At 44.6% G+C, this 22,260-nt stretch carries 24 protein-coding genes, 1 tRNA gene and 1 pseudogene; 16 read left to right on the top strand and 10 right to left on the bottom strand.

Annotation, left to right across the window (positions count from 1 at the left end; all coding sequences use genetic code 11):
* Positions 1–314: 314 nt before the first annotated feature.
* A pseudogene (locus Q0986_RS20015) lies at positions 315–422 on the bottom strand (IS1 family transposase); the annotation flags it as partial.
* 72 nt (positions 423–494) lie between these two features.
* Between Q0986_RS20015 and Q0986_RS20010 the strand changes: the two are divergent.
* The 9 genes from Q0986_RS20010 (at position 495) to Q0986_RS19970 (ending at position 9,349) form a co-directional block, all read left to right on the top strand.
* Positions 495–1,991 (top strand): carotenoid oxygenase family protein, encoded by a 1,497-nt coding sequence (locus tag Q0986_RS20010; protein WP_299414825.1) that lies wholly within the window; start codon positions 495–497, stop codon positions 1,989–1,991.
* A gap of 161 nt (positions 1,992–2,152) precedes the next feature.
* Positions 2,153–2,224 (top strand) — tRNA-Val (locus tag Q0986_RS20005).
* A gap of 154 nt (positions 2,225–2,378) precedes the next feature.
* Positions 2,379–3,497, top strand: a complete 1,119-nt coding sequence (locus tag Q0986_RS20000) for a site-specific integrase (RefSeq protein WP_299414823.1) — start codon at positions 2,379–2,381, stop codon at positions 3,495–3,497.
* A 4-nt stretch (positions 3,498–3,501) separates the two neighbouring features.
* Positions 3,502–4,320 (top strand): hypothetical protein, encoded by an 819-nt coding sequence (locus Q0986_RS19995; RefSeq protein ID WP_299414821.1) that lies wholly within the window; start codon positions 3,502–3,504, stop codon positions 4,318–4,320.
* 199 nt (positions 4,321–4,519) lie between these two features.
* Positions 4,520–4,816: a hypothetical protein gene (locus Q0986_RS19990; RefSeq protein ID WP_299414819.1), complete on the top strand. Its 297-nt coding sequence runs from the start codon at positions 4,520–4,522 to the stop codon at positions 4,814–4,816.
* Positions 4,813–5,571 carry a BRO family protein gene (locus Q0986_RS19985; RefSeq protein WP_299414817.1) on the top strand — a complete coding sequence of 253 codons (759 nt, stop codon included), beginning with the start codon at positions 4,813–4,815 and terminating at the stop codon, positions 5,569–5,571. The genes Q0986_RS19990 and Q0986_RS19985 overlap by 4 nt, the downstream gene beginning before the upstream one ends.
* A gap of 102 nt (positions 5,572–5,673) precedes the next feature.
* Entirely contained in the window at positions 5,674–8,031 is a 2,358-nt protein-coding gene (locus Q0986_RS19980; protein ID WP_299414814.1) for a DUF3987 domain-containing protein, read from the top strand.
* Positions 8,032–8,044: 13 nt separating this feature from the next.
* Complete coding sequence (locus Q0986_RS19975) at positions 8,045–8,374, top strand: hypothetical protein (protein WP_299414812.1); 330 nt, start codon at positions 8,045–8,047, stop codon at positions 8,372–8,374.
* 141 nt (positions 8,375–8,515) lie between these two features.
* Positions 8,516–9,349, top strand: coding sequence for a hypothetical protein (locus Q0986_RS19970; protein ID WP_299414810.1), 834 nt, complete (start codon positions 8,516–8,518; stop codon positions 9,347–9,349).
* A gap of 4 nt (positions 9,350–9,353) precedes the next feature.
* On the opposite strand, the gene Q0986_RS19965 is transcribed toward Q0986_RS19970, so the two are convergent.
* Positions 9,354–9,737: a hypothetical protein gene (locus Q0986_RS19965; RefSeq protein WP_299414807.1), complete on the bottom strand. Its 384-nt coding sequence runs from the start codon at positions 9,735–9,737 to the stop codon at positions 9,354–9,356.
* Positions 9,718–10,047 (bottom strand): hypothetical protein, encoded by a 330-nt coding sequence (locus Q0986_RS19960; RefSeq protein ID WP_299414805.1) that lies wholly within the window; start codon positions 10,045–10,047, stop codon positions 9,718–9,720. Before Q0986_RS19960 ends, Q0986_RS19965 begins: the two co-directional genes overlap by 20 nt.
* 173 nt (positions 10,048–10,220) lie before the next feature.
* On the opposite strand from Q0986_RS19960, the gene Q0986_RS19955 reads away from it, so the two are divergent.
* Positions 10,221–10,625 (top strand): hypothetical protein, encoded by a 405-nt coding sequence (locus Q0986_RS19955; RefSeq protein ID WP_299414803.1) that lies wholly within the window; start codon positions 10,221–10,223, stop codon positions 10,623–10,625.
* 48 nt (positions 10,626–10,673) lie between these two features.
* Here the strand turns inward: Q0986_RS19955 and Q0986_RS19950 are convergent, their stop codons facing one another.
* Complete coding sequence (locus Q0986_RS19950) at positions 10,674–11,408, bottom strand: hypothetical protein (RefSeq protein WP_299414800.1); 735 nt, start codon at positions 11,406–11,408, stop codon at positions 10,674–10,676.
* 583 nt (positions 11,409–11,991) lie between these two features.
* Here Q0986_RS19950 and Q0986_RS19945 point away from each other — a divergent pair.
* The 5 genes from Q0986_RS19945 (at position 11,992) to Q0986_RS19925 (ending at position 15,768) form a co-directional block, all read left to right on the top strand.
* Positions 11,992–12,345, top strand: coding sequence for a hypothetical protein (locus Q0986_RS19945; protein ID WP_299414798.1), 354 nt, complete (start codon positions 11,992–11,994; stop codon positions 12,343–12,345).
* Between the two features lie 726 nt (positions 12,346–13,071).
* The gene (locus Q0986_RS19940) at positions 13,072–13,305 is read left to right on the top strand and encodes a CTB family bacteriocin (protein WP_299414797.1); all 234 of its coding nucleotides are present in this window, start codon (positions 13,072–13,074) and stop codon (positions 13,303–13,305) included.
* Positions 13,306–13,753: 448 nt separating this feature from the next.
* Positions 13,754–14,245, top strand: a complete 492-nt coding sequence (locus Q0986_RS19935; RefSeq protein WP_299414795.1) for a hypothetical protein — start codon at positions 13,754–13,756, stop codon at positions 14,243–14,245.
* Between the two features lie 673 nt (positions 14,246–14,918).
* Complete coding sequence (locus tag Q0986_RS19930; RefSeq protein WP_299414793.1) at positions 14,919–15,485, top strand: Crp/Fnr family transcriptional regulator; 567 nt, start codon at positions 14,919–14,921, stop codon at positions 15,483–15,485.
* 10 nt (positions 15,486–15,495) lie between these two features.
* Entirely contained in the window at positions 15,496–15,768 is a 273-nt protein-coding gene (locus tag Q0986_RS19925) for a hypothetical protein (protein WP_299414791.1), read from the top strand.
* Between the two features lie 14 nt (positions 15,769–15,782).
* Here the strand turns inward: Q0986_RS19925 and Q0986_RS19920 are convergent, their stop codons facing one another.
* The 3 genes from Q0986_RS19920 to Q0986_RS19910 all read right to left on the bottom strand — a co-directional run bounded on the left by Q0986_RS19920 (position 15,783) and on the right by Q0986_RS19910 (position 17,952).
* Positions 15,783–16,469 carry a serine protease gene (locus Q0986_RS19920; protein ID WP_299414789.1) on the bottom strand — a complete coding sequence of 229 codons (687 nt, stop codon included), beginning with the start codon at positions 16,467–16,469 and terminating at the stop codon, positions 15,783–15,785.
* Positions 16,470–16,612: 143 nt separating this feature from the next.
* Entirely contained in the window at positions 16,613–17,164 is a 552-nt protein-coding gene (locus Q0986_RS19915; RefSeq protein ID WP_299414786.1) for a COP23 domain-containing protein, read from the bottom strand.
* 170 nt (positions 17,165–17,334) lie between these two features.
* A complete protein-coding gene (locus Q0986_RS19910; RefSeq protein WP_299414784.1) occupies positions 17,335–17,952 on the bottom strand; it encodes a COP23 domain-containing protein in 618 nt (205 codons plus the stop codon).
* 282 nt (positions 17,953–18,234) lie between these two features.
* On the opposite strand from Q0986_RS19910, the gene Q0986_RS19905 reads away from it, so the two are divergent.
* Entirely contained in the window at positions 18,235–19,191 is a 957-nt protein-coding gene (locus Q0986_RS19905; RefSeq protein ID WP_299414781.1) for an alcohol dehydrogenase catalytic domain-containing protein, read from the top strand.
* Between the two features lie 34 nt (positions 19,192–19,225).
* Here the strand turns inward: Q0986_RS19905 and Q0986_RS19900 are convergent, their stop codons facing one another.
* The 3 genes from Q0986_RS19900 to tsf all read right to left on the bottom strand — a co-directional run bounded on the left by Q0986_RS19900 (position 19,226) and on the right by tsf (position 22,249).
* Complete coding sequence (locus tag Q0986_RS19900; protein WP_299414779.1) at positions 19,226–20,458, bottom strand: SH3 domain-containing protein; 1,233 nt, start codon at positions 20,456–20,458, stop codon at positions 19,226–19,228.
* Positions 20,459–20,676: 218 nt separating this feature from the next.
* Entirely contained in the window at positions 20,677–21,444 is a 768-nt protein-coding gene (locus Q0986_RS19895; protein WP_299414777.1) for a hypothetical protein, read from the bottom strand.
* A gap of 70 nt (positions 21,445–21,514) precedes the next feature.
* The gene (gene tsf / locus Q0986_RS19890; RefSeq protein WP_299414843.1) at positions 21,515–22,249 is read right to left on the bottom strand and encodes a translation elongation factor Ts; all 735 of its coding nucleotides are present in this window, start codon (positions 22,247–22,249) and stop codon (positions 21,515–21,517) included.
* Positions 22,250–22,260: the final 11 nt, after the last annotated feature.

The raw sequence follows: 22,260 nt of genomic DNA, 5'->3' as shown, positions 1-22,260 counted from the left end.
AAAGTTTAGGCTCTACTTGACAGGGAGCATCAACAATTGCATTGGTAAGTAACAAAGCGATTGTATTGGGTGTATCGCTCTTAGGGGATGTAAAGTCAAAAATATTGCGAGTGCCTAAAGCCTAATCGATATTAGGTGAACCCTTCAAGAATTGTCAAGCTGGAAGCACAACTAAAAGCAACTAAATCAGTTTGCATTTTTTGCATTAGAAAACATTTTTTGTATGGGCTGTAGTGCTATTTTATAGATGACCTAAAAGATCAAAATATTAAAAAATAAATATTTTTCAGAACAATGAATCCCAGAATTGTGCATCAACAAAGTGTGGGATAGGTGGCTAAATCTTGCCATTCCCAAAGATGCTCCGTCAATCCAGCTCGTTGGGCAGCCGTATTCTTGAATCGAGAGTGGCACCCGATCCATTTGATGCACGACCGCAATTTTGGCATAGTTGGTTTCGCGCTAAGATTATTACAAATCTTAATAAAACTGATATGACAGCTATTGCATCAGAACAATTAGGCGAAAACGCTTCTCTCGTCAAAGACTGGGCCAAAGGCTATGAATCTCAGCTAGATGAATATAGTTACTGGATTGATGAAATAGAAGGCACCATTCCCCCAGAACTCCAAGGGACGTTGTTTCGGAACGGAGCTGGGAGTTTAGAAGTCAACGGCCAGAAGATCGGTCATCCCTTCGACGGAGACGGCATGATCTGTGCCATCACCTTTGAACAAGGTCGTGCTCACTTTCAAAATCGCTACGTCCGTACAGAAGGCTATCTCAAAGAACAAGCTGCTGGGAAAATCCTATACCGGGGGTTTGGCACCCAGAAAGCGGGAGGATGGCTAGCCAATATTTTTGACACCAATTTCAAAAATGCGGCCAACACCAGCGTGATTTATTGGGGAGATAAATTATGGGCGATGTGGGAAGGCGGTCATCCCCATCAGCTTGTTCCAGAGACCCTAGAAACCATTGGCCCCGACACTCTAGATGGCTTGCTCGCAGCTGATCAGCCTTTTTCCGCTCACCCCAGAATCCTTGATGGCCGTTTAGTTAATTTTGGCGTTAAAGGAATTGCGTCCCAAAGCTTAACCCTCTTTGAACTCGATCAGCAGGGCAACCCATTAAAACAGTCCTCTCATCCTTTATCAGGGTTTGCGTTTTTACACGACATGTTAGTAACGGAAAATTACTACGTCTTTGTGCAGCACCCCTTTCAGGTCAAAGGATTACCTTTTTTGCTGGGCTTCAAAACTATTGAACAATGTTTTGACTTCAATCCAGAGCAACCCACTAAGATTATTCTTATTTCTCGCCATGGCAATCATGACCTAGAGATAGTAGAAACCGATTCATTCTTTGGATTTCACCATGGCAATGCCTGGGAAAAAGACGGGAAACTCTACTTTGAATCCGTTTGTAGTGATTTCTTCCCCCAGAAGCAGCAAGACGAGTTAGATCTTGAGCAAATTGACTTTGAGTCCTTCCCCACTGGAGAGTTATGGGAATTTGAGGTTGATCTATCTGCTAAAACCGTAGTCCACCGAAAAGTAGTGGAAAGAGGGTGTGAATTTCCCTCCGTGCATCCCCAATGGGTCGGGAAAGAGCATCGTTATGTCTATATGAGTGTCTGTGATAGTTCAGATAAAAACGGTCCCCTGCAAGCCATTCTTAAACTCGATAAAGAATCTGGTGGGCAGCAAATCTGGAGTGTGGCCCCCAGAGCCTTTCCAGGTGAGCCAATTTTTGTCCCTCGCCCCGGCAGTACTCAAGAAGATGATGGATGGTTACTCTCTCTCGTATTTGATGCCGCCACCTATCGTTCTTATTTAGCCATTTTAGATGCCCAAGATCTGAATCATGTAGTTGCAAAATTACACCTTCAGCATCATATTCCCCACGGTTTCCACGGTAGCTGGACGCCTAACGTCTTCCTTGAATCTTCCCAGAATTCATCAACCACCACAAAACAAGGAGAGAGCTAAAGCCTCGATGACTCACTTGGTACCAGTCAAACTACTTTATTTGAGCTGATTTTTTAAGTCCTAGTCTATGTTCCTTGCTAGAGCAGTTTTACTGCCATTGCCTGAATAAACTGGCTGGCAGTTGCTCACACGAGGTGATTATGTTACATTGAGTGGCCCAAGGGCGATTAGCACAGGGGTAGCGCGCTTCCTTCACACGGAAGAGGTCACTGGTTCAAATCCAGTATCGCCCATTAGCTGTAAAACTTAATCCGGGTAGGGCTTGAAGGCTTTTATAACTAGCTTTCAGGTCTATCTTTATGTGAATTTCCACATCAAGTTTATGTCCGTTAAAGCTGGTTAATGCCGTACAAGTGGCCGGAAAAATTGGCCGGAAGGAATTAACCCTTGAGAAAAAATAGTAGAGATAAAGTCCAGGTCACGAATGACCGGGGAATGATAAGGCTTAGGTATCATGTCCCTGGTCTTGGTCGCCAAAGCTTTAATCCAACACTGGAACACACCAGAGAGAATGTAGCTTACGCTAATGGCGTTGCCAGGCAGATAGAAGATGACATCAGGTGCGGTCAGTACGACATCTCAAAGAACAAATACAGGCCCAAAACTATTGGCCGGAATGGCCAAAGCAGTTATGAGCTTTTTGATAAATACGCCAGATACAAGCAAAGGGATGGGTTAATCTCCGCTCGTACGTTTGAGACACACTATGCACCTATTTCATCACTCTTCAAGAAATTTCTAAATAAGCCAGCCCATGAGGTTACTCGCAAAGACGCTGAGAACTTGAAAGCTGTGATGCTTGAAAGCTGCAATGAGAGGACGGTTAAAAGGCGGTTAGGGGATATGAAAAGTTGTTGGGAGTGGGCTAGTGAAAAGCATCATCTAGCAGGTGAAAACCCCTGGCTAGGAATAGCTGGCTCTGTTAAAGTTCAGCCTAGGCAAAAACTAAAGCCATTCACTCAGGCGGAGATGACAGAGATTCTAGAAGCTTTTAGGAATCACCGCCATTATTCTCATTACGCTGATTTCGTTCATTTTTTGTTGGGTGTAGCCCCTCGACCAGGTGAAGCTATTGCTTTGCAATGGAAGCATTTAGGGCCAGATTTTCAGAACGTATGGATTGGAGAATCTATCAGCAAAGGGCAACGAAAAAGCACAAAAACCGGGAAAGCTAGAACTGTGCAACTGTCTAGCAGTATTCAAGAAATGCTAAAGCGTAGATTTCAGGAATTACAACCCAATCCAGATGATTTGGTGTTTCCCAGTCCCAAGGGGTTACCAATTAACAATCACAACTTTCGAGAGAGGGCTTGGAAAAAGATTCTTGAGCAATGCCGGATTGAATATAGAAGACCCTATAACACCAGACACACCGCCATCTCTCATGCCCTGGCAGGCGGTGCTAATCCTATCGATGTTGCTGAACAATCAGGCCACGATAAGCGCGTATTGCTGGAGAGCTACGCCCATGTGATTCGGTCCAAGCCAGTGTTTGTGGAGGTTTGAGGATATGTCAGAACAACACCTATCTAAAGAAAGAGTTTGGCTTGTGCAACAGGTCTTCAAAATGCCAAGTATTAATGAAATTCAAGCTGAACGAAAAAAACGGAATCAGTTCCTTATTGATGAGGACAAATACAGAGTTGTATTAGAAAGAAAACGCAATAAATGGAAAGCTTTAGCTGTCAGGTTGTATTACCTACAAAAAGTGCAATTGGGCCACAACTCCCAAGACCCAGCAAATCTACTGGAATGTCATCATCCAGCTTCCAAACAAATTCTCATTATCCAATCCAATTATTTGTTTTCTATTCTCCAATTGTTAATTGGTGACCCGACAAACCCCGAAGAATTAAATGGATTCAAGATAATCAAGGAAAAATCCATTGAGCGCAAGAGAGAATTTCCTTTTGAATCGCCTAGGCAGTTGTTTGTTGGAATTTGCCACAGCATGGCGGTTCATGATTTTTTATTGGACATTTCTACTGAGCCAACAGACCAACTAAGGAAACATAAAGGCGGAAGGCGTAAGCACTCAACGCTAGAGCAAAAATTAATGGATGGCCGATTAGAGCCTAAAGAAGAGAAAGAACTACTGGAGAAAAAGCTCAAAAGTGGACTATTTGAATTTTGGTATGCTGCTATTCATCCACATCGATATAAAACACCAATAAAGCCATATTTCCAAAAATTCAGAAAAGCTCACAAAGAGATGAAAAAACTGTTCAATTCCAAACCTATTGAAGGAGCCTGGCTGACATACGGAATTAGGAATAGAAATGGGAATTTCATTGACCCAGAGTCTATGGGGATACTCCCAGAGGCATAACCTTATTGTTGCTAATTGTTAAGCAGCCTCGTTTTTTTCGCAGCCTGAGCTTTTCCTCTTAAAGTTACATCATGTAACCAACCAATAAAGCCTTATTCGGCCCTATTGTATTGAGTTCTACAGCTAAAACCTGGGAGTGTCACCTCGCCAAAGTTGACCACCCCCAGGCTCAATAACCATACAAAAACGGAGTTTTTGAATGACAAATGAATTATATAACTGGCCTGCTATTGGCGGTCCAGAGCTTGATACCGAAGAAGGTATCAATAGACACGTTAGAGGGAATTTAACCCAAACTCTACCAAGCCCTTTGTACTGGTGGAAACATCCCGATGGGGGGCGAAAAGTTTATTGGAATTTACGCCTCATTCGCGATTATTTACGAAACGGGCCTGGTGAAAAACATAACCGCCTGGTGGAGGAGTATCTTGCCAGCTTAGAGGCTCCTAAAGCTCAAGCAGCATCTTCTAAGCAATTACAGGAGGTGAGTAGATGAAACCCTCCATCGCGAGTTTTAACGGTGAGCAAATCCGCATTGGCGGAACCTGGGATAATCCACTGTTTGTTCTAGCTGATGTTTGCAAAGTACTGGGTTTGAGTAATCCTTCTAAGGTTGCTCAAACTCTCAGAGACAACCAAAAGGGTATAACTACTGGTTATACCCTTGGAGGTGAGCAACAGCTATTAACCATCACTGAATCTGGTCTGTATCAGGTCATTTTTCAATCTCGGAAACCTATTGCTGAAGCATTTCAAGATTGGGTGACGGCTGAAGTCCTTCCTGTCATCAGGAAGACCGGGCGGTACGAGCGACCACGGGTCAAACCACTGCCTAACAAAGTTCTGAAGCAACGAGTTATTGACGCAAAGAGCCGCTTGAAAGCTTACATCAACAGCTTGCCACGGGAGGGTCCGCTTACTGATGACATGAAAACTTTCATGCATATCTATAGGGCCGTCTCACAGACTCTATGGGGCATGGATATTGATGCCGCTCAGTCCCATCTAGGACTTAAAGATAATCAGCACAGATACGCTGGGAAATGGTGGCATTACTTAGATGACGAGAATCTCTTAGCTTTTGCCATATTTCTAGGAAATACTCCAGAGTGGATTGATTCTCTCGCTGATACAGCCAATCAAGTATCAACCCATGGAGAGTATTGGATTACCTCCACTGGTTTTGAACGGCCAACGTTAAGACGTGGGGAAATCAAAATCCCTGAGAAACCCCTATTTTTGATTGCCTAAACCGTTGGAAAAGCCCTTTGAAGCGATTGACTTCAGAGGGCTTGGATTATCAAAAGAATTTTAGAAATTTATTGGTACGGAAGTACCAGGAGTATTTGTATTATGGCTGCAAAATGCAATAGCAGCAAGGAATCTGGTCAACAATTCCAAGGAATTACCCAATTACCCTCTAATTGGAGATATACACCTATTGGTGACAAGAAAAATCCTATCTCCAGGAATTGGCAAAATACCCCTTTAACTGCTCAAGAATTGCTTGAAGAATATAATGATGATTCTCGATTTAAGGCAATAGGACTGCTGACAGGAAAGCCCTCTGGAGGGATACTCGCCATCGACCATGATGGATATAGCTGTGATTTACTAATCGAAGAATTATCACATCAAAAACTTGATAGCGCTCTTCCCAAAACTGTAGGGTTCACAAGTGGAAAACCTGGCCGTTATCAACTTCTATATTTCATCCGAGAAGAACGGTGGCCTGACATTAAATCCAGGGTTATCAAGACCGGATTTGAGAATGACTCAGGAAAGCCAGAACAGCTTGAATTCAGATGGAATGGTCGTCAGTCCGTCATTATTGGTGTTCACCCAGAAACTGGAAGTTACGAATGGCGCCCTGGTCAATCCCCCCATGAAGTTGAAGTTGCTGAGTGCCCTGAGTGGATATTAAAGGAAATAATACATTTTGATGCAGAATCATCCAACGGCCGGGAAGATTACACTGAGGAGGATAGGGAACGGGCACTAAGCTATCTTGCAGCGATTCCACCTCAAGATGACTATGATGTCTGGCTCAAGGTAGGTATGGCCTTGAAATCCGTTGATGAGGATTTGCTGGATGAATGGAATAAATGGTCATCTTTGGCCGATAACTATGAGCCAGGGGTTTGTGAGGAGAAATGGGACAGTTTTAACGGTGAAGGAATAACTATTGCTACTTTGGGCCACCTGGCTAAACAAAACGGCTGGAAAGGTAAATCTCCTCATGAATCCCAACCTGGGGATGAATTAGAACACACATCTCAGCAGCAAGAATCCTTTGATGATGACCCCCAATCTGTTGAAGAACTCAATACCCTCATATCTGAGGGCAACGCATCTCCACCTCAATTATTTTCTGAACAATTATCCAAACCTTTAGCAAATCTTGCTTCAAGTCTTGGTTTACCTGTAGAAGCGTTTATCGTTGGTATTTTGCCAATTTTGGCCTCCAGACTTAAGGCTGGAACTCAGTTAGCCATAGACCCCGTTACTGATTACTACGCAAAGCCCATCTTATGGGCTGGACTAGTTGGAGAATCAGGCACCTTAAAAACACCTATCCTTCAGGGTTTGATAAAACCCTTAGAGTCGATTCAAAAAGAAGAGTTCGACAGTTTCAAAGCGATGAAGGCCCTTTACGAAATAAAGGAGCAAGAATGGAATTTACTGACAAAGAATGAAAAGAAAGGTAAATCGAAACCAACACCACCAGTTGTAAAAGACATCTATTTCTCTGATTTCACGATTGAAGCAATAGCCGACTCAAATAGTAAATACCCTGATGATGGATATTTAGTGCATACAGATGAATTAGCTGCATTCTTCAAATCGATGGATGCCTATCGAAACGGTAAGGGGAGTGATAGACAACGCTGGTTAGCCTTATACGGCGGCGGTGCTTTGAAGGTTAATCGGAAGACATCTGACCCCATCTTTCTTCATCAGACTTCCATCAGCATTGTTGGGGGTATTCAACCATCAGTTCTTGAAAAACAAGTTCTACAGGACTCCACATCAGAGGATGGTCTTTGGGCACGTTTCATATGGGCAAGATTGCCTATGACAACCCCGCCCGGTATTTCAGATAGGCCAAGGATAAACATATCTCCACTGCTGGAGGGTCTTTATCGAGACCTGAACAAGAGTGAAGCAAAAACCTACCATCTTTCTGCTGAAGCTAAGCCCCTATGGAACCAATGGAATGCTGAAATAGGCCAACTGATTCAGCAGGAACCTTCAGGAATTTTGAGAGCTGCTTATCCCAAGCTCAAGGAAATCGCCGCCCGCATTGCTCTTATTGTTCATATCACAAACTCCACCTTGGATAATTCACCACCTGTTGATGCTATTGGCGGAGATATCCTTAACGATGCCATTCACTTCACCAAATGGCTGATGGGCCAAACCAGGATGCTCTATTGCGAGATTGGTACTTCTAATAATCCCCAGGTGACTAGAATTCTTAAATTCGTGAATCGCTATAAGGGTTGTGACTGGGTAGATGCCAGAACAGTTACTCAGTGGTCTGGACGGCCTAGACCCAAAGCTCCAGAAGCACGAGAGTTTATGGCCCAGCTCGTGGGTCTAGGTCATGCCATTGACAATGGTGAGCCTGTGGATAGCCCTAAATTTAAAATTCAAATCCCAGAAATTAGCCAACAAGCCAACAAAATCTATAAAAGCCTTTCTGAGTAAGCATTTAACCCTGTTGGCTAATAGCCAACATTTAGCCAACAAAATTAAAATACAAACCCTGGACCCCATGATGAGTAAGCATTTAACCTTGTTGGCTACTCAGCCAACAATTAGCCAACAAAATCTACAAAATCACATGGGTCTTGCTCAAGCATCTCCAAGGATGTTGGCTTGTTGGGAGAATGTTGGCTACCTAGCCAACACCTTCAAAGTCAATACTGAGGGGACTTACAGAGTTTTGTTGACTAAAATGTTGGCTAAATGTTGGCTATTGGCCAACAGGTCTAAAACACCTACTGGCAAGCCTTACAAGATTTTTGTTGGCTTGTTGGCTAATTTTTAGAAATTAAAAATCAAAGATATAGCAGCCGCACTTGGAAGTGCGGCCCATCCTCAAGGCGGTATAGGTCAATTAGGCCGTATCAAGATTGCGATCGCAACTCCGTATCACCACATCCAATCACCAAATCTTAGGTAGGAAGACATGGCTAAAAAAGCAATGCGTAAACGAGAGCGCAACCTGAAAGCTAAGCGAGAAGCTGAACAGCAAAGACTCAAGCGAGAGATGTTAGAGGCCGAGAAGACTGAAAAATCAAAACAGCATCACCGCCCGGTGGGGATATCTCCAATGGTGCAAATACCCGGTGAACAATTGGCCGATTTCACCAAGATAGAATCCCCAGCACTCAGCACCGCCTATTCCCTCATGGCTCTTAATCAGCAGAAACCCAACCTAGAACAAGCCCTGGAGATTCAAAAATCAGTAGAGGCGGAAATAGAGAAATTCAAAAAAGACGACAAGAGCGCATATTCTGAACGACTATACGGTCAAGTGTTAGTTCTCGACCAGCTTTTTCACAGTTTGGTGCAAGAGGCTGCCCAGCAACCAAACATCAAACAATTTAATGCAATCTTAGATAAGGCTCAAGCATGCCAAGAAAGATGTTTGAAAACTATCGCAACGCTGAATAAAGTCAGAACTAAGGTTCCATCACAAAGAACGGAATACATCAAAGATGTGGTTCTGAGGTTTATTCTTGAAATTCAAGATGAGAACGGCTTTGCAAAATGGGAAGGAACCGCCACAGAGCTTCTGGCGGTGTTGACCGACATAGCGCCGCCTGAGATTCGCCAATCAACGTTCTGGCCGAAAAGTTATGTCTCTTTGGGAATGCAGATTAAAAAATTAGCCCCAGAATTAGAACAAGTGGGAATTGGCTATAAAGCTCGGAAGTTAACAACGAAAAATCAGCCAAATATCATCACTCTTGAGCAAACACCTATAGAACTAGTCACAAATGAAGATGCTCAATGCTAGGTATCTAGATTTTTTCGCGCATCATAGTGTTGTACTTTTTGAAAAAATACCGCTCGCTCATACAGTCAACAACATTTCGCCCACCAGAAACCAACTGGCGGAGTTCTAAAAAGCGCGTCAGCAGCGTTCCTGCTTTTACATCCCCACCCATGGCTAAATCATAGAACTTAGAAATTAGTGCGTTTAGTTTCTCAAGGTCATTGTGGATGATTTTTCTTCCATAGCCCTCAGATAACTCAAAAACCAAATCACGCTTTAGGTCTTTTTCAGCTAGACCGTATTTCCTGGAGAGTTTTCTAATCGACAAGCCATTAATGTAGTCATCAATGACACATTCCAATTCTTCAAACGATTTTGAATAAATACCGCTATATTCCAAAGTTTTCACCTCCCTCTGTTGTCTTGTGCTGAGCTTTTAGCTTTTCACAAAGCTCTATTGCATCTTTACATGCTTCTCTTTGCATAGCTGGAATTAATTCTGGATTTTTGAGCATTTTATTTCTTCTTTTTGTTAAATCGGCTCTAGTTTTTTCCCAGTGTTCAATTGCTTCTCTTTTGCACTCCGTAGCAATCTGTACTATTTCTAGTGCTTCTGTGTCTCCAGCTAAAGCCCTTACCTCATTTGCAGCGATGATAGAATCACAGCTTTCAATCTCCTCAGCCAAATTCATATCATTGTCTTTATTAAAGTTGTGCATAGGAATCACTCAAATATTTGTTACTTCCCAATTGTACTAGAGCTTTCAAATCGGCAATCACAAAGCATTTACCGCTTTGGTTTAAAGCCGTAAGCGACAAGAAATATTCAAAATAAATGGCCTTTCTGATTAGATAATGTTAATTTTCGATTAACAAAATAAAACACCGTTCGATGACTAGTGGTGTTCGTTGGAATGATGAAATTAAAGGCTTATCAACTATGTACAGTTATGGTTTATCTGATGCAGACAATTATGCGGAATTGCTACGTGAGGCTTATGAAGAGAATCGCCACCCTGGTTGGGCCTACCATCAATATGTTGATAGGAATGGCGGGCATGAGCCTAAACAAAAATGGGCTGCTCACGCATGTTTAGGGAAAAATCCTAAACGCTCAGAAATTAAGAAGTTCATCAACTACTTGATTGGTCATTACACGTACGGAGATACCAAACAAAAAGTTTGGTTTCACCTTCGTCTGGAACTGGGAGAGAAATTCGATAGGTATGACTCCTCTTTTCGCCAGGGGGTTTATCTGTACATCGAACAGGAATGCTCCAAGATAAAATGGTGTTGACACGATGATGGTATCAACAGAAACTAATACAGCGTGAAGATGAACTGTTTATGCCATTCGTGCAAGAATATCATTTTGAATTCGCTGCTCATCATAAATAGTTATCCGACCATTTTCTCTAGACTTACCAAAGTGCCATCTACCAACGTTAAGGACAAATTTCTTTGCTGAAGTTTTGTGTGGATTCCTTTCTAGAATCTGTAGAGAAATATTATATATACGTTGTCTTTTTGTTTCAGAAAGCAACATAATTTGCATTGCCATTTGCAAAAAATGTTGCTGTACTAAAGGGTTGTTTTGGTCGCGTTCAAGATAATCCAATAGTGGTTCTAGAAGATTTTCGGATAGAAAACGGGCTTTAATCACACAAGCTGAAAGTCTCTCATGGTCTAAAGGAGTTGCATCTGTCTTTATCTGAAATAGCAATTTTTGAAATAGGTATTCTGAAGAAAGTTGTTTGGCTCTACTGATTAGCTCCATAAATCTTTCGTGTCCAAGTCTATCATTAGGGTATTTATTGATGTGTCTAAATAGTTTTTCCACTATTACATTACTGGGGTTATAGGAGAAACTATCACCCTCATATTTTTTTATTAATTCATCTAAATACTTCAGATTCGCTATAAATAGCTGATGTTTTTGGTTTGTCTTAGGATTGGCATATAGACTGTCTAAGACAGGTATCAGTTTTTCTTTTTCAAGTTTTCCAACACTCATCATCTGACTAATTGCTACTGCAATACCTAGAATGATGAATACAATAAACGCAAATATGTACCCCAAAACTCGCCACCTACTTTTCTGACTAACAATTGGTACTTATAGCTAAAATTATGTATTCCTTCAGCTTCAAAGTACTCAGTTATAGTCAATTTTCCCTATTGAGTACCTCTATCAAACATCAATTTTCTCAATTTTTATTTTCTGCACTCCTAGATAAATGGAATTTTATCCTTGCTATATTCCATTGCAAGCAATTATTTCCTTTGTAACAATAGACCTCTTGAAATATTCTTTTCATGATGTGCTACTGACGAGAAAAATGCAGCGATTTGACTCGGATTTTAGTCCTCTAGCATATCGTTAGTTGAATTATGCAAGAGGTCTAATAACTTTCATCACAATTCTTTTTTAGAATTTTCCAGATGCTTTTAGTTCTTTCCCTAGCTGACAAGTCTTTTTGTTTGTGTTAGGTACCCATTGCAATGGTCACCCCTGGCAGCTATATTGTTGTATACAGTAGTTTCTGATATATAGCTTATGGGTAATCCAAATCCCAACCCTAACAACTTAAAATCGATACCCCGCATGGACGATACAACAGAGCCATTAGGAGCGACGGCACTAATGGCGAGAGTGCCTGTTGATGTGGATGCCGCTGTTCGTGCCTTACCTAACCGTTCTGCATGGCTTCGCCGTGTCATTACTGATGCAGCAAAACGAGAACTCATGGGAGGTGCAAATGACAGCTGAAAGGATTGACCGTATAGAGGCTGCTATTGAGGCAAACGCTATAGCCATACAGACCAACCAGCAGTACATCACTGAAATGCATCAGGGCATCACTGAGACTCAACGACAGTACAGAGGGATGGTCCAGGCGGTTTCTTCGATGGCTGATGCTCATCGAGAGTTCATGCAACGAACAACTGACCGTTTAGACCGCATAGAAAAGATTGTTGAATCCAATGCAAAGTCAATTCAAGCGTTGTCTGATTAAGCAACGAATGGTATCACCGCCTGGTGGGGTGGATAGATGTCAAATCAAGTATTCAGCACAACGAGAAATCAATAGTTTCAACCCTCTATGGCCGGATTAATTGGCCGGAGGGATTTTACAAAAAGCTTACAAGACCTATCAAATATAGATTTCAGCCATAGGTGAATCTTCCTTCACACGGAAGAGGTCACTGGTTCAAATCCAGTATCGCCCACTTTGCTGATAATTCTTGCCTACAAAGGCTTTTAGGAATTCAGAGTAACTCCTAAAGGCCGCTCTTTATGATCCTACGCCTGATGGTGGGCAAGGCAGCGATCCCCCAGAGCATCAGTATTTGCCTGGAAAAACTATTGGACTAACAGCTAACGCTTGGCTCGGAATGCAGCAGGACCCAGATCTCTGGATTGTTCTCTAACTCAATCAAAAAGACGATCTACTGCAGTAGAGGAGCCTCTTTGGTGTCCGGCGATTTTCTGTTTAGTCGCCATGTGTTTCGCCACTACTTGATTCACCATCGATTCTGTGATCCCGTGGCGGTGTGGCTTCCCTGACTAATGTCTCACCCTTAGGGCACCATCCCACAATAAGCGGGTGCCAGTCCGTAATCTGTGGTTAGGCGTGTCCTGAATCACTCTGACAGAACTCAGACATCACTGAACGACTCGAACTCTGATGTTCTACTGTGTATAGAAACAACATTTCTTATCTATCCTTTGAGGTTAAACCATGTCTGAATTATTTACTGAATTATCTGATCAACAGCAAGAGTTAGTGGCTGGTGGAGCCATTACCACTCTCAACATCAACGCCACGTCCTTCAAGTCTGATACTGAGTTGCTTAGCTCTACTGGTGCGGCTGCTTCTGGCCCTGGGGGGTCAGCTGCCTTTGGTACTGTTGATGCTGCTAACCAAGAAATCTTCACCAATGCTTTCAGCCTTCAAGCGGGTACTGTTGACTAGTTTTAAGCTTAACCGCTACCGCTAACTTTACCCCCAGTTTCATTGAAATTGGGGGTATTTGGAGGCCATATGACATATCTGCATCAGTTTATGGATTCCCCTCAACTCCCTAAGCCCAAGAAGCTCAGCAGATCACAAAGTTGCCTAAGACCCCTATCAGTTGGCCAATTTAGCTAAAAAAACCACCCAGTTTAAAGTCTTTTTATATCAGGCTTATGCTCATCTATCAGCGATGAACCCATGATTAATATGATCTTAGGCTAATCATAAGGAGTGGCCAAAATCCACCTTTTGTCGTCAAAATACAGAATTTTTCGATCTATTGAGGCTATTTGAGGTGTTAGGGAAGTTTTCAGGAGATTAATCTGTCAATGCAGGATTCTGACAGGACCTTGAGCGCAATATCTAAGCGACATCGATCAAGATTCATCAATGGTAAGCCAATACCATGACATTCAAACAAACATCCTTCGAGGAACGACAACTTAAGAATATTGACACTTGGATGCCAATAGGTCGAGAAACAAATCTGCCTGATGCCTTAAAAGGTATTTTTTACATGGATGGGAATCCTCTGCCAGAAGATTGTGTGACCTTCAATTCCACCTGGGATGCTGAAAACCGCACCTTAAAATTTAAGGTTTTTGGTCCACAACAGTGGACCTTTCATGCAACGGTAGCAGGACGTATATGGTTGAGTCTCGTGAAGATCTTGGGTGCGAGTGTTGAAATACGTTTCCAAGATGACAACTTGAGACATGCCATTGTGCGTCCTACGATGTATGGATTATTCTCCATGCCTCGATTTTTGATGGAATGGACAATGACTCAGGCTCAGGACAGTGTGAATGGAGAAACCTGGGAACGTAGGAATACCATTTTCTTTTGGCTAATTCCTATAAGTGGATATATTAGACTTCTCGCAATATTCGTTTCATGATGTGGTTCTTCCTCAATAAATGTCACGATCTAGCTTGAATTTTTAGCCCTCTACCATGTCGTTAGCTGAATTATGCAAGAGGTCTATTCTTCGAAAAATTGTAGACCACAAAGGTCAGAAAAAAGCGGCATTTAATCAGATGCTGACTCAGGCTCAAGAAACTTGTCTCGTGATTGCCGATCCAAATTTAATAGACAAGTTGTGAAATAGCTCAGTACGGGACTCGTTCTTACAGATTTTGTGGAATGACCTGAAAGTCAATGCCTGTAACCATTTATTGAACCTGCCATGAGTTCTTCCCATAAACTAAATGACAGGAGTTATTTTAGTTCGCATCGATTGGATGCTATGTGGGAAAGAGGGTTCAGCTATATCTGACTATAAGATACAATCCACAATAAGTTTGGTAATAACGTATCGACTACTGAAGTGATCCTAACCTCATGAGGACACAGACAGGCTCTACTCCACAAATAGTCCCTAAATTTCTACATTACCTCCCCAAAGCTCCACTTAAGTGAACTTTTTTTGTCTAGAAATTAGACTGACATGCTTCTTGTTGATGCTTAAAACTAGCATGTGAGAAGCCATTACATGCTCTACTTTAAATTGGGTTGACTGTGACCGACACGGAAAACTTACTTGTTTTTACGTTTTTACTAAACATCAGCTCATGACTGCTTTGCATGCTACGTCCACCTGTTCGCTTCCCCATTTGGCGTTAAAGCCAAGAGAAATCCTCCCTCACGAGTCATCAGACTACTTGTGGCGGGTTGAGCAGGGGTTGGTCCGCACCTGTACTTGGGATGAAGACGGTGATTTAGTCACCTTAGGACTATGGGGACCAGGGGATTGTATTGGACGACGTTTCTCCAATATGACGCCTTTTGAAATGGAAAGTCTATGCAATGTTGAAGTGCAGGCGATTCCTGTGTTTAATCAGGACTTGGTCGAGGTCATGCGATCGCATATTCGCTGTATGGAAACACTGTTCCGTATCAACAGTTACAAACGATCTCCTCAGCGATTGCTAATTTTTTTACAGTGGTTGAGTAATCGCTTTGGTCAGCCCGTAAAACACGGTCAATTGATCGATTTAGGACTGACCCACCAGTTATTTGCGGAAATAACAGGGATTAATCGAATTACCGCTACACGCCTACTCAATGAATTAGAACGTGCAGGCAAGATCAAACAATTGCCAAAACAACGCATCATCTTGCCCAGTCCTACTAGCTAGACTGTCAACTATGATCTTGATCCATCACTTTACTCGCGCCTCCAAGACGTATTGCTACGAAAATGCTCGTCAAGACTTCGTTATCAATAAGATGGTTGGTCAATCAGGCTATTACACCATGACGGCTCAAGGATTACCGGTGCAACCCGGTGACCACATCGAAATTACCCAGCCCGATCGATGTACTCAATACCAGGTGGATACGATTGAGTATTACAGCGAGCCTTCCGATATGTGGATTGCGACACTCTATCGTATTTCACAGTCCTTCAAGGCTGGTTGAAAGGGCTACCCAGTCTAACCTCTCACTTTCAGAGCCGCAGGTGCAAGCCGCAAGAAACGGTCTACGGGGATAGCCCAGCTTGACTGCTTCATCACTTTAAATAAGGCTGGATCCGGCTTAGAGCCATCCATAAAAATATAAGGATTCCCCCAAAGAGGATAGGCATGTACACCATTGATGGCCACCACTTGTCCCCAGCGGTTCAAAACAGGCCCTCCACTCATTCCCTTTTCTACGGGATTGGTATATCCCAACTGATAGCCCCCCTTCAGCACCTTGGACGAGACCAAAGACACTTGGCCCGTCGTAAAGCGAAACTTGGGTTTAGAACTCACCTCATATTTGGCCGGGAACCCTGATGCAAACACGGGGGCTCCCGTCATCAACGTCAAAGCCGAACCCATTTTTGCTACTGAATAAGAAACCTCGGAACTCTGAAATTTCAGCAAAGCTAAATCGTCACTTTTGAACCCAGAATGACGTTGATGACGGGCTTGATATCGTTTCCCATCAAACATAACGACTTGCAAACGCTGACCAGAATCCACCACATGTTGATTGGTGATTACGGTATAGGTTTGACCTTGACGATGAATCAAAATCCCTGAACTCCAACGGTCATCAACCCACACCGTGACCGTAATCACTTGTGCCTGACGACGAAGCCAGGCTATCTGCTGAGCGGACAGGTCGCTGTCCATCAACCCAGAAATCGTGGATGATGGGAGTGCTGTTACCAGTGGACATTCGGCACGCTCAATTGCCCCTGGCATAGATGTGACGACAGAACTCGCAGTGCATAAAGAAAGGTAAAGGCTCAGCGGCATGAGCATATCAAATAGGCTTACCAAATCTCCTCTACAGAGGACGACGGGGCCTTGGGACTCTCTGCCCCTCCCTCTATGGGAGCAACCAATGGCTGGGTGGCCAAAAACTGATCATTGGTATAGACTCGCCCATCCGTTTCATTAAGCGGTTTATTAGTGGCCCTTACCCGTAAATCTAGAAGCTGCTTTAAGGTTTGACTGGGGTTGCTCCCAGGCTTGAGGGTAAATAAAGTGCCTATACATCTTTTTTGGTTAGCAGGGGCCACATAAACAACATTTTGACGCGTTTCTGCATCCTGTTCTGTTGTTAAATAATTGAGAGTTCCCTGACAGTAGTAGTGCTCAAACAGATCTGATACCTGCTGACAACGAGCACTGGGTGTCCAACCTGAGCCAGAAAAATAATCGGATGTCCACTGAATGACGGGGACTTGTCCCCGCTTGGTTTGAGCTAATGTTGTGGGAGATCCCTGTGTTTGACCACAGCTAAAGCGTTGCTCCTGGGCATGTCCCCTGTTGCTGCTCCAGAACACTCTCAGAGTCGTTAGGCCTGGGACTAACGAAGTCATCAACAATGGCTTTAGGGTCATCCAAATCCCTCCATAGTTCATTAAGTTCTGACGCTGATGATGCTGGCAAGGGACGTCACCCTAATCAGCCCAGGAGGGCATTACAGGTTGCAATCTCCTAAGATTGAGTGGAGTCAGAGCCGTATATAGCTGATAAGGCTTGCCAGGGATTACCAAAGCCCTAAAGGCGTTGTCGCGGTGGGGGAAGACTGCAGTTTCGCTGGATCAATCTTGGATTGAGGTGGATTGGAGATCTCAGGCGTTACTGGTTCTGCAGGAGCCGTCTTTTCCACGGGAGCTTTATCCAAGAAGTCTTCCATATTAATGTAGACGCGAGCAGCTGACTCGTTCAAGGGGCCAGTGGCTCGGTATCGGACATCCAATAACCGTTGTAGTGTCCGTCCAGGGTTGCTACCTGGCTTTAAGGTGAACAACAGCCCGCTACAAGGGCCGCCGTCTTGACTAGCCACACAGACAACGGATTGCCGATTCATCCGCCCCGTTGTCAAGAACTTTAAGGTACCATTCCTGTGATAGGCTTCAAAGCGATTAGACACCTCTGTGCATCGCGCTTGTGGCGACCAGCCAGAGGAACCAAAGTAATCTGAGGTCCATCGAATGACGGGCACATAACCGCGCTTCGTTTTAGCCATTGTGGCTGGAGTGCCACCGCTTTGGCCACAACTAAACCGCTGCTCACTAGCTTGAGCAGGTTGACTGCCCACTGCCAGGATTGCACCAGCCGCCACGGACAATGCGATTAAAGATGCGACTTGCTGACGCTTCATAATGCCGTCTAAACCTCATAAAACCGGAAGAGTTACAATTCAGGTATATCACTTCTTTCACAGAAATGGCAAAGCTTGGTCACACTCTACCAGAGACTCAGATCACAGCAATTCTTGTGAGGTCGTACGTTGACTAGCCGTCTATCTGATCGGGTGATAGTTCAATATATTTAATATTCAATAGAAGTAGACTGCGGTTGATCGCCGCAATGATCCCCTACCTGATCAAATCATCGCTATCTATCACTTTGACCAGATACAAGGCTGTAAAAGGAGCAACCGATGCAAGGGCTTTGGCTAGAAAATCAAGAATTGAAGTTGCGAGATGATCTATCTATCCCTGAGCCTGCAACGGATGAAGCGTTAGTGCGTGTCCTCCAGGCCGGGATTTGCAATACGGATCTGGAGTTGCTGAAGGGCTATTACCCCTATACGGGCATCATCGGTCATGAATTTGTGGGAGAGGTTGTTCAAGGTCCTGAGCATCTGCAGGGGCAACGAGTGGTGGGTGAAATCAATGCGGCCTGTGGTCAATGCGATTATTGTCGTCGCCAGCAACCGACCCATTGCCAGCAACGAACCGTACTAGGCATTGTTAACCGTCATGGTGCCTTCGCTGAATATTTAACGCTACCCACCGCCAATCTCCATCGGGTTCCCGATGCGCTGACGACAGAAACGGCCACGTTCACGGAACCCTTGGCTGCTGCCTTAGAAATCCAAGAACAGATTCCTATCCATCCCCAAGATCGGGTGTTGGTAGTGGGGGATGGCAAACTGGGCCAATTAGTGGCTCAAAGCTTAGCTTTGACGGGATGTCAGCTATTAGTGCTCGGTCGCCATCCTGCTAAGCTTGCCAACTTAACGGCCCAAGGCATTGCTACTGGGTTAGCGGATGCCGTTTGCGATCGCACCTTTGATATTGCCGTGGAATGTACGGGAAATCCCCAAGGGTTTGAGTCGGCACGGCGTGCCCTCCGCCCTCGTGGCACCTTGGTGCTCAAAAGCACCTATGCGGGGCGGTTATCCATTGATGCCTCCGCCTTAGTGGTGGATGAAATTACGCTAATAGGCTCTCGCTGTGGCCCCTTTGCCAAAGCACTCGATATCTTGGCCAAAGGTGTGGTCAATGTCTCATCCCTGATTCAAGCCATCTATCCCCTCAGTCAGGGACTAGATGCCTTTTCTGTAGCTCAACAGCGGGGGAGCCAGAAAATTTTACTGTCGATGAATCAATAGCGGCATCCGTTGAAGTACGGTCTCGGGTTATGGCTTAAAGCCCCAACCGTAGATATTCTCCCTTAATCCAGCCTTGGACACTGGGCTTTTTCGAAATTTTGACGGAATACCAAGCATAGCCGTCTTCTCCTTTCGTTTGTTGGAGGACATCCACCTGTTCTCCAGACACCCCTCGCACCGATAAAGCACTTTGCAAAGCCGGTTGTGGATGAAATGCAATAATTTGCCCTGCGGGTGCACTCAACTTGGCAGATCTAGGCGTTGCATAGTTGACGACGAGACGCACCTGATCGCCCCGCACCCAGCCTTTAGCCTCAGGCCGATCGGCAAGGTGAACTGCATACCATGCCAAACCATCCTCGCCCTTTGCCATCTGCTTGATCTCGACTTTTTGTCCTGAGGTGGCTTGATAGGCGGTATCTGTTTGCTTACCAGGGGTAGATTGTAAAACAATGGTGACCCCTAACGGTGCCGTGATCGATCCAGGATTTTGAGAGGATGGCGCTGGGGAAGGCGAGGTCTGGTTGGACTGATTATTGGACTGATTAGATGGGGTGGACGAGTTGGACTTCACCTGTACAAAGTCTCCCCGCATCCATCCTTCAGCCTTCCGGGCCGTAAATTTGAGTTTGTACCAGGTGTAGGTATCTTCTCCGATTTGCTGTTGGAGAACCTCGGCTTGTTCACCAGGTTTCACGGCTAACACCGCCTTGGAAGCGGTACTGGGCTGCTCCCGGACATTAATGGCAATATCGGGTTCGGATGCCGTCACCACTGCTAGTCGTGTTTTAGAGGAGGTAGGGGGAGGCAGCGGTTGGCCCGATGGAGCTGACTGGGGGGGTAGCAAGTCTGAGACAGACTCTGAATCGGGTAATGGCGATGCTGCGGTAGCAGGCTCAGAGGGAGATTCTGACGGCGTCGCAGAGTTCGAGGTGGAGGGCGGTGCTGATGTAGCAGTCTCTGGAGAGGACGCACCTTCCAGGATCTTCAAAGATGCTTCAGGCACCCAGTGACTACCTATTTTGAGCCAGATTTGACCTTCATTGCTATACACCCTCAAGGAGGGATTTAAAATGACGCCTGCTTTATATTCACCGATCACCTCACCGGAACTTTTGGGTTGGGCAAAAATACTGGCTCCTCCAGGCTTGACCTGAACGGTTGTGGGATAGGTCGGCTCAGCTTGGCTGGTTTGAACGGGCACCAGTCCAGCCAGTAGGATGGCCGTTCCACTTATAAATAGCGATAGTCGTTTAAAGCGCATCATACAAGTACTCCACTCCCCTTTTTCAGACAGATATATATATTGCTAGGTCTGTCAGAATTTTGGAAGAGATTTGAAGGTGGCGCTAGCACTATCAACAAAACTTCGCAGTACTCCAGCTATAGCTAAAACTTGGCTAGGAGTGTAGCGGAGCACGACCTCCATACCCATTAGGGTTGGAGGGAGAAAACGTCAATTACCATTTCTTCGCGCTGTAATTGCTATTCGTCTGTGGAGATAGGAAACCAGCTGGCCCGCCAAGCCGCAGTGGCTTCTGCGATAGTTTTTTCTCGCTGCTTTTGTTCATAAGCATCTTGTAAAGCCTTGAGCGATTGCCACAGCTGACGTAGCTGATGACGTTCATTCATGACCTCCACATCTGTAAACTCTAAATCAGAGAGTTGTAGAAAAATCGCCACGACTGGCTCTGATGTGCCCTCTGATGATGATTCATCTTGATCCTCCTCCTCCATCAGAGCTTTAATTAAATGCGGGGCGCTGGTGATCGGACGCCCTTGCTCTGCTGCTTTGCTGGCGATATCAAAGAGCAGCTCCATGGATTTAATATTGATAATCTGATGGTCCTGCAACAGTTGATTGGTCTGTTGTGAAATTTGGCGCAAAACATCTAGAAAGGATTGCTCAATGTCTTGCAATAGGGTTATGAGTTGTTCAGGGGTGCCTTCTCCTTCCCTGTCCCAGGTGTTGAGGGGCTGTAAAGCCGCAGTTAAGGATTCCTTCAAGTCTTGACCGAACTGTTGCACCCCCTGTTGCAGGGTTTGTTGTTGGTTAAGAGATAACTGTAAAAAAGCGCCGGGATACTCCTGTGTACACAAATGGTAGCTGGCCAAAACTAGTTTTTGAGAAACAGCAGGTCCCAGCATGGCCACATACTGTCCATACCGTTCACGGGCAGTATGGGCCAATTCAGCTGTCTTTTGGATGAGTTGATCGAGACTCTGTTGGATGTGTGTAATGTCTGAAACCATGGTTACCCGCTAAAATCCCCAAAAGGGTGGAAGCGAGGATCGCGGAGGATGCGATCGCATCGTTTTCGCCTTACTTTTTCTTGCCTTTTTTCTTTTTAGAAGTAGTCTTTTTCGCCGCAGGTTTTTCTTCAGCAGGTTTAGCTTCAGCTTTGGGCTTGGTTTGGGCCGCCACTTCCTCAGCGAGGTTGGACTCCACTTTCTCAATGCCTTCGCCTAAGACAAAGCGGTCAAAGCGCCGCACCTTCATGTTTTCGCCCAGCTTCGAAATCGCTTGCTGAATCAGCTCTTGCACTGTAATGCTTTGATCTTTGATATAGGGTTGGTGCAAGAGGCACAGCTCTTTTAAGGTCTTATCCAACTTCCCTTGGACAATTTTTTCTTTAATGTTGTCTGGCTTCCCCTTAAGGGCATCAGACCCCATCGCCACCGCTTTCTCTTTTTCTACAAAATCCTGAGGGATTTCATCAATGTCTACATACTGGACATTGGGGCAAGCTGCGATTTGCTTGGCAATATCTTGCACCAGCTCTTTAAAGGCTTCGTTGCGGGCAACAAAATCGGTTTCACAGTTGACTTCGACCAAGACACCAATTTGACCACCGAAGTGAATATAGCTATCCACTAATCCTTCTGCGGTTAAGCGCCCAGATTTTTTACCTGCGGAGGCGAGTCCTTTCTTCCGCAAATAGGCAATGGCTTTTTCTTTATCGCCATCGTTTTCCTGCAAGGCTTTCTTGCAGTCCATCATCCCTGCGCCCGTTTTATCACGCAGTTCTTTCACATCTTTTGCTGATATTGCTGCCATGGTCTTTTCTC

The sequence above is a fragment of the Acaryochloris sp. IP29b_bin.148 genome, from assembly GCF_028285565.1.
Lineage (GTDB): Bacteria > Cyanobacteriota > Cyanobacteriia > Thermosynechococcales > Thermosynechococcaceae > Acaryochloris.
This window is presented reverse-complemented; position numbering and strand designations above follow the sequence as displayed.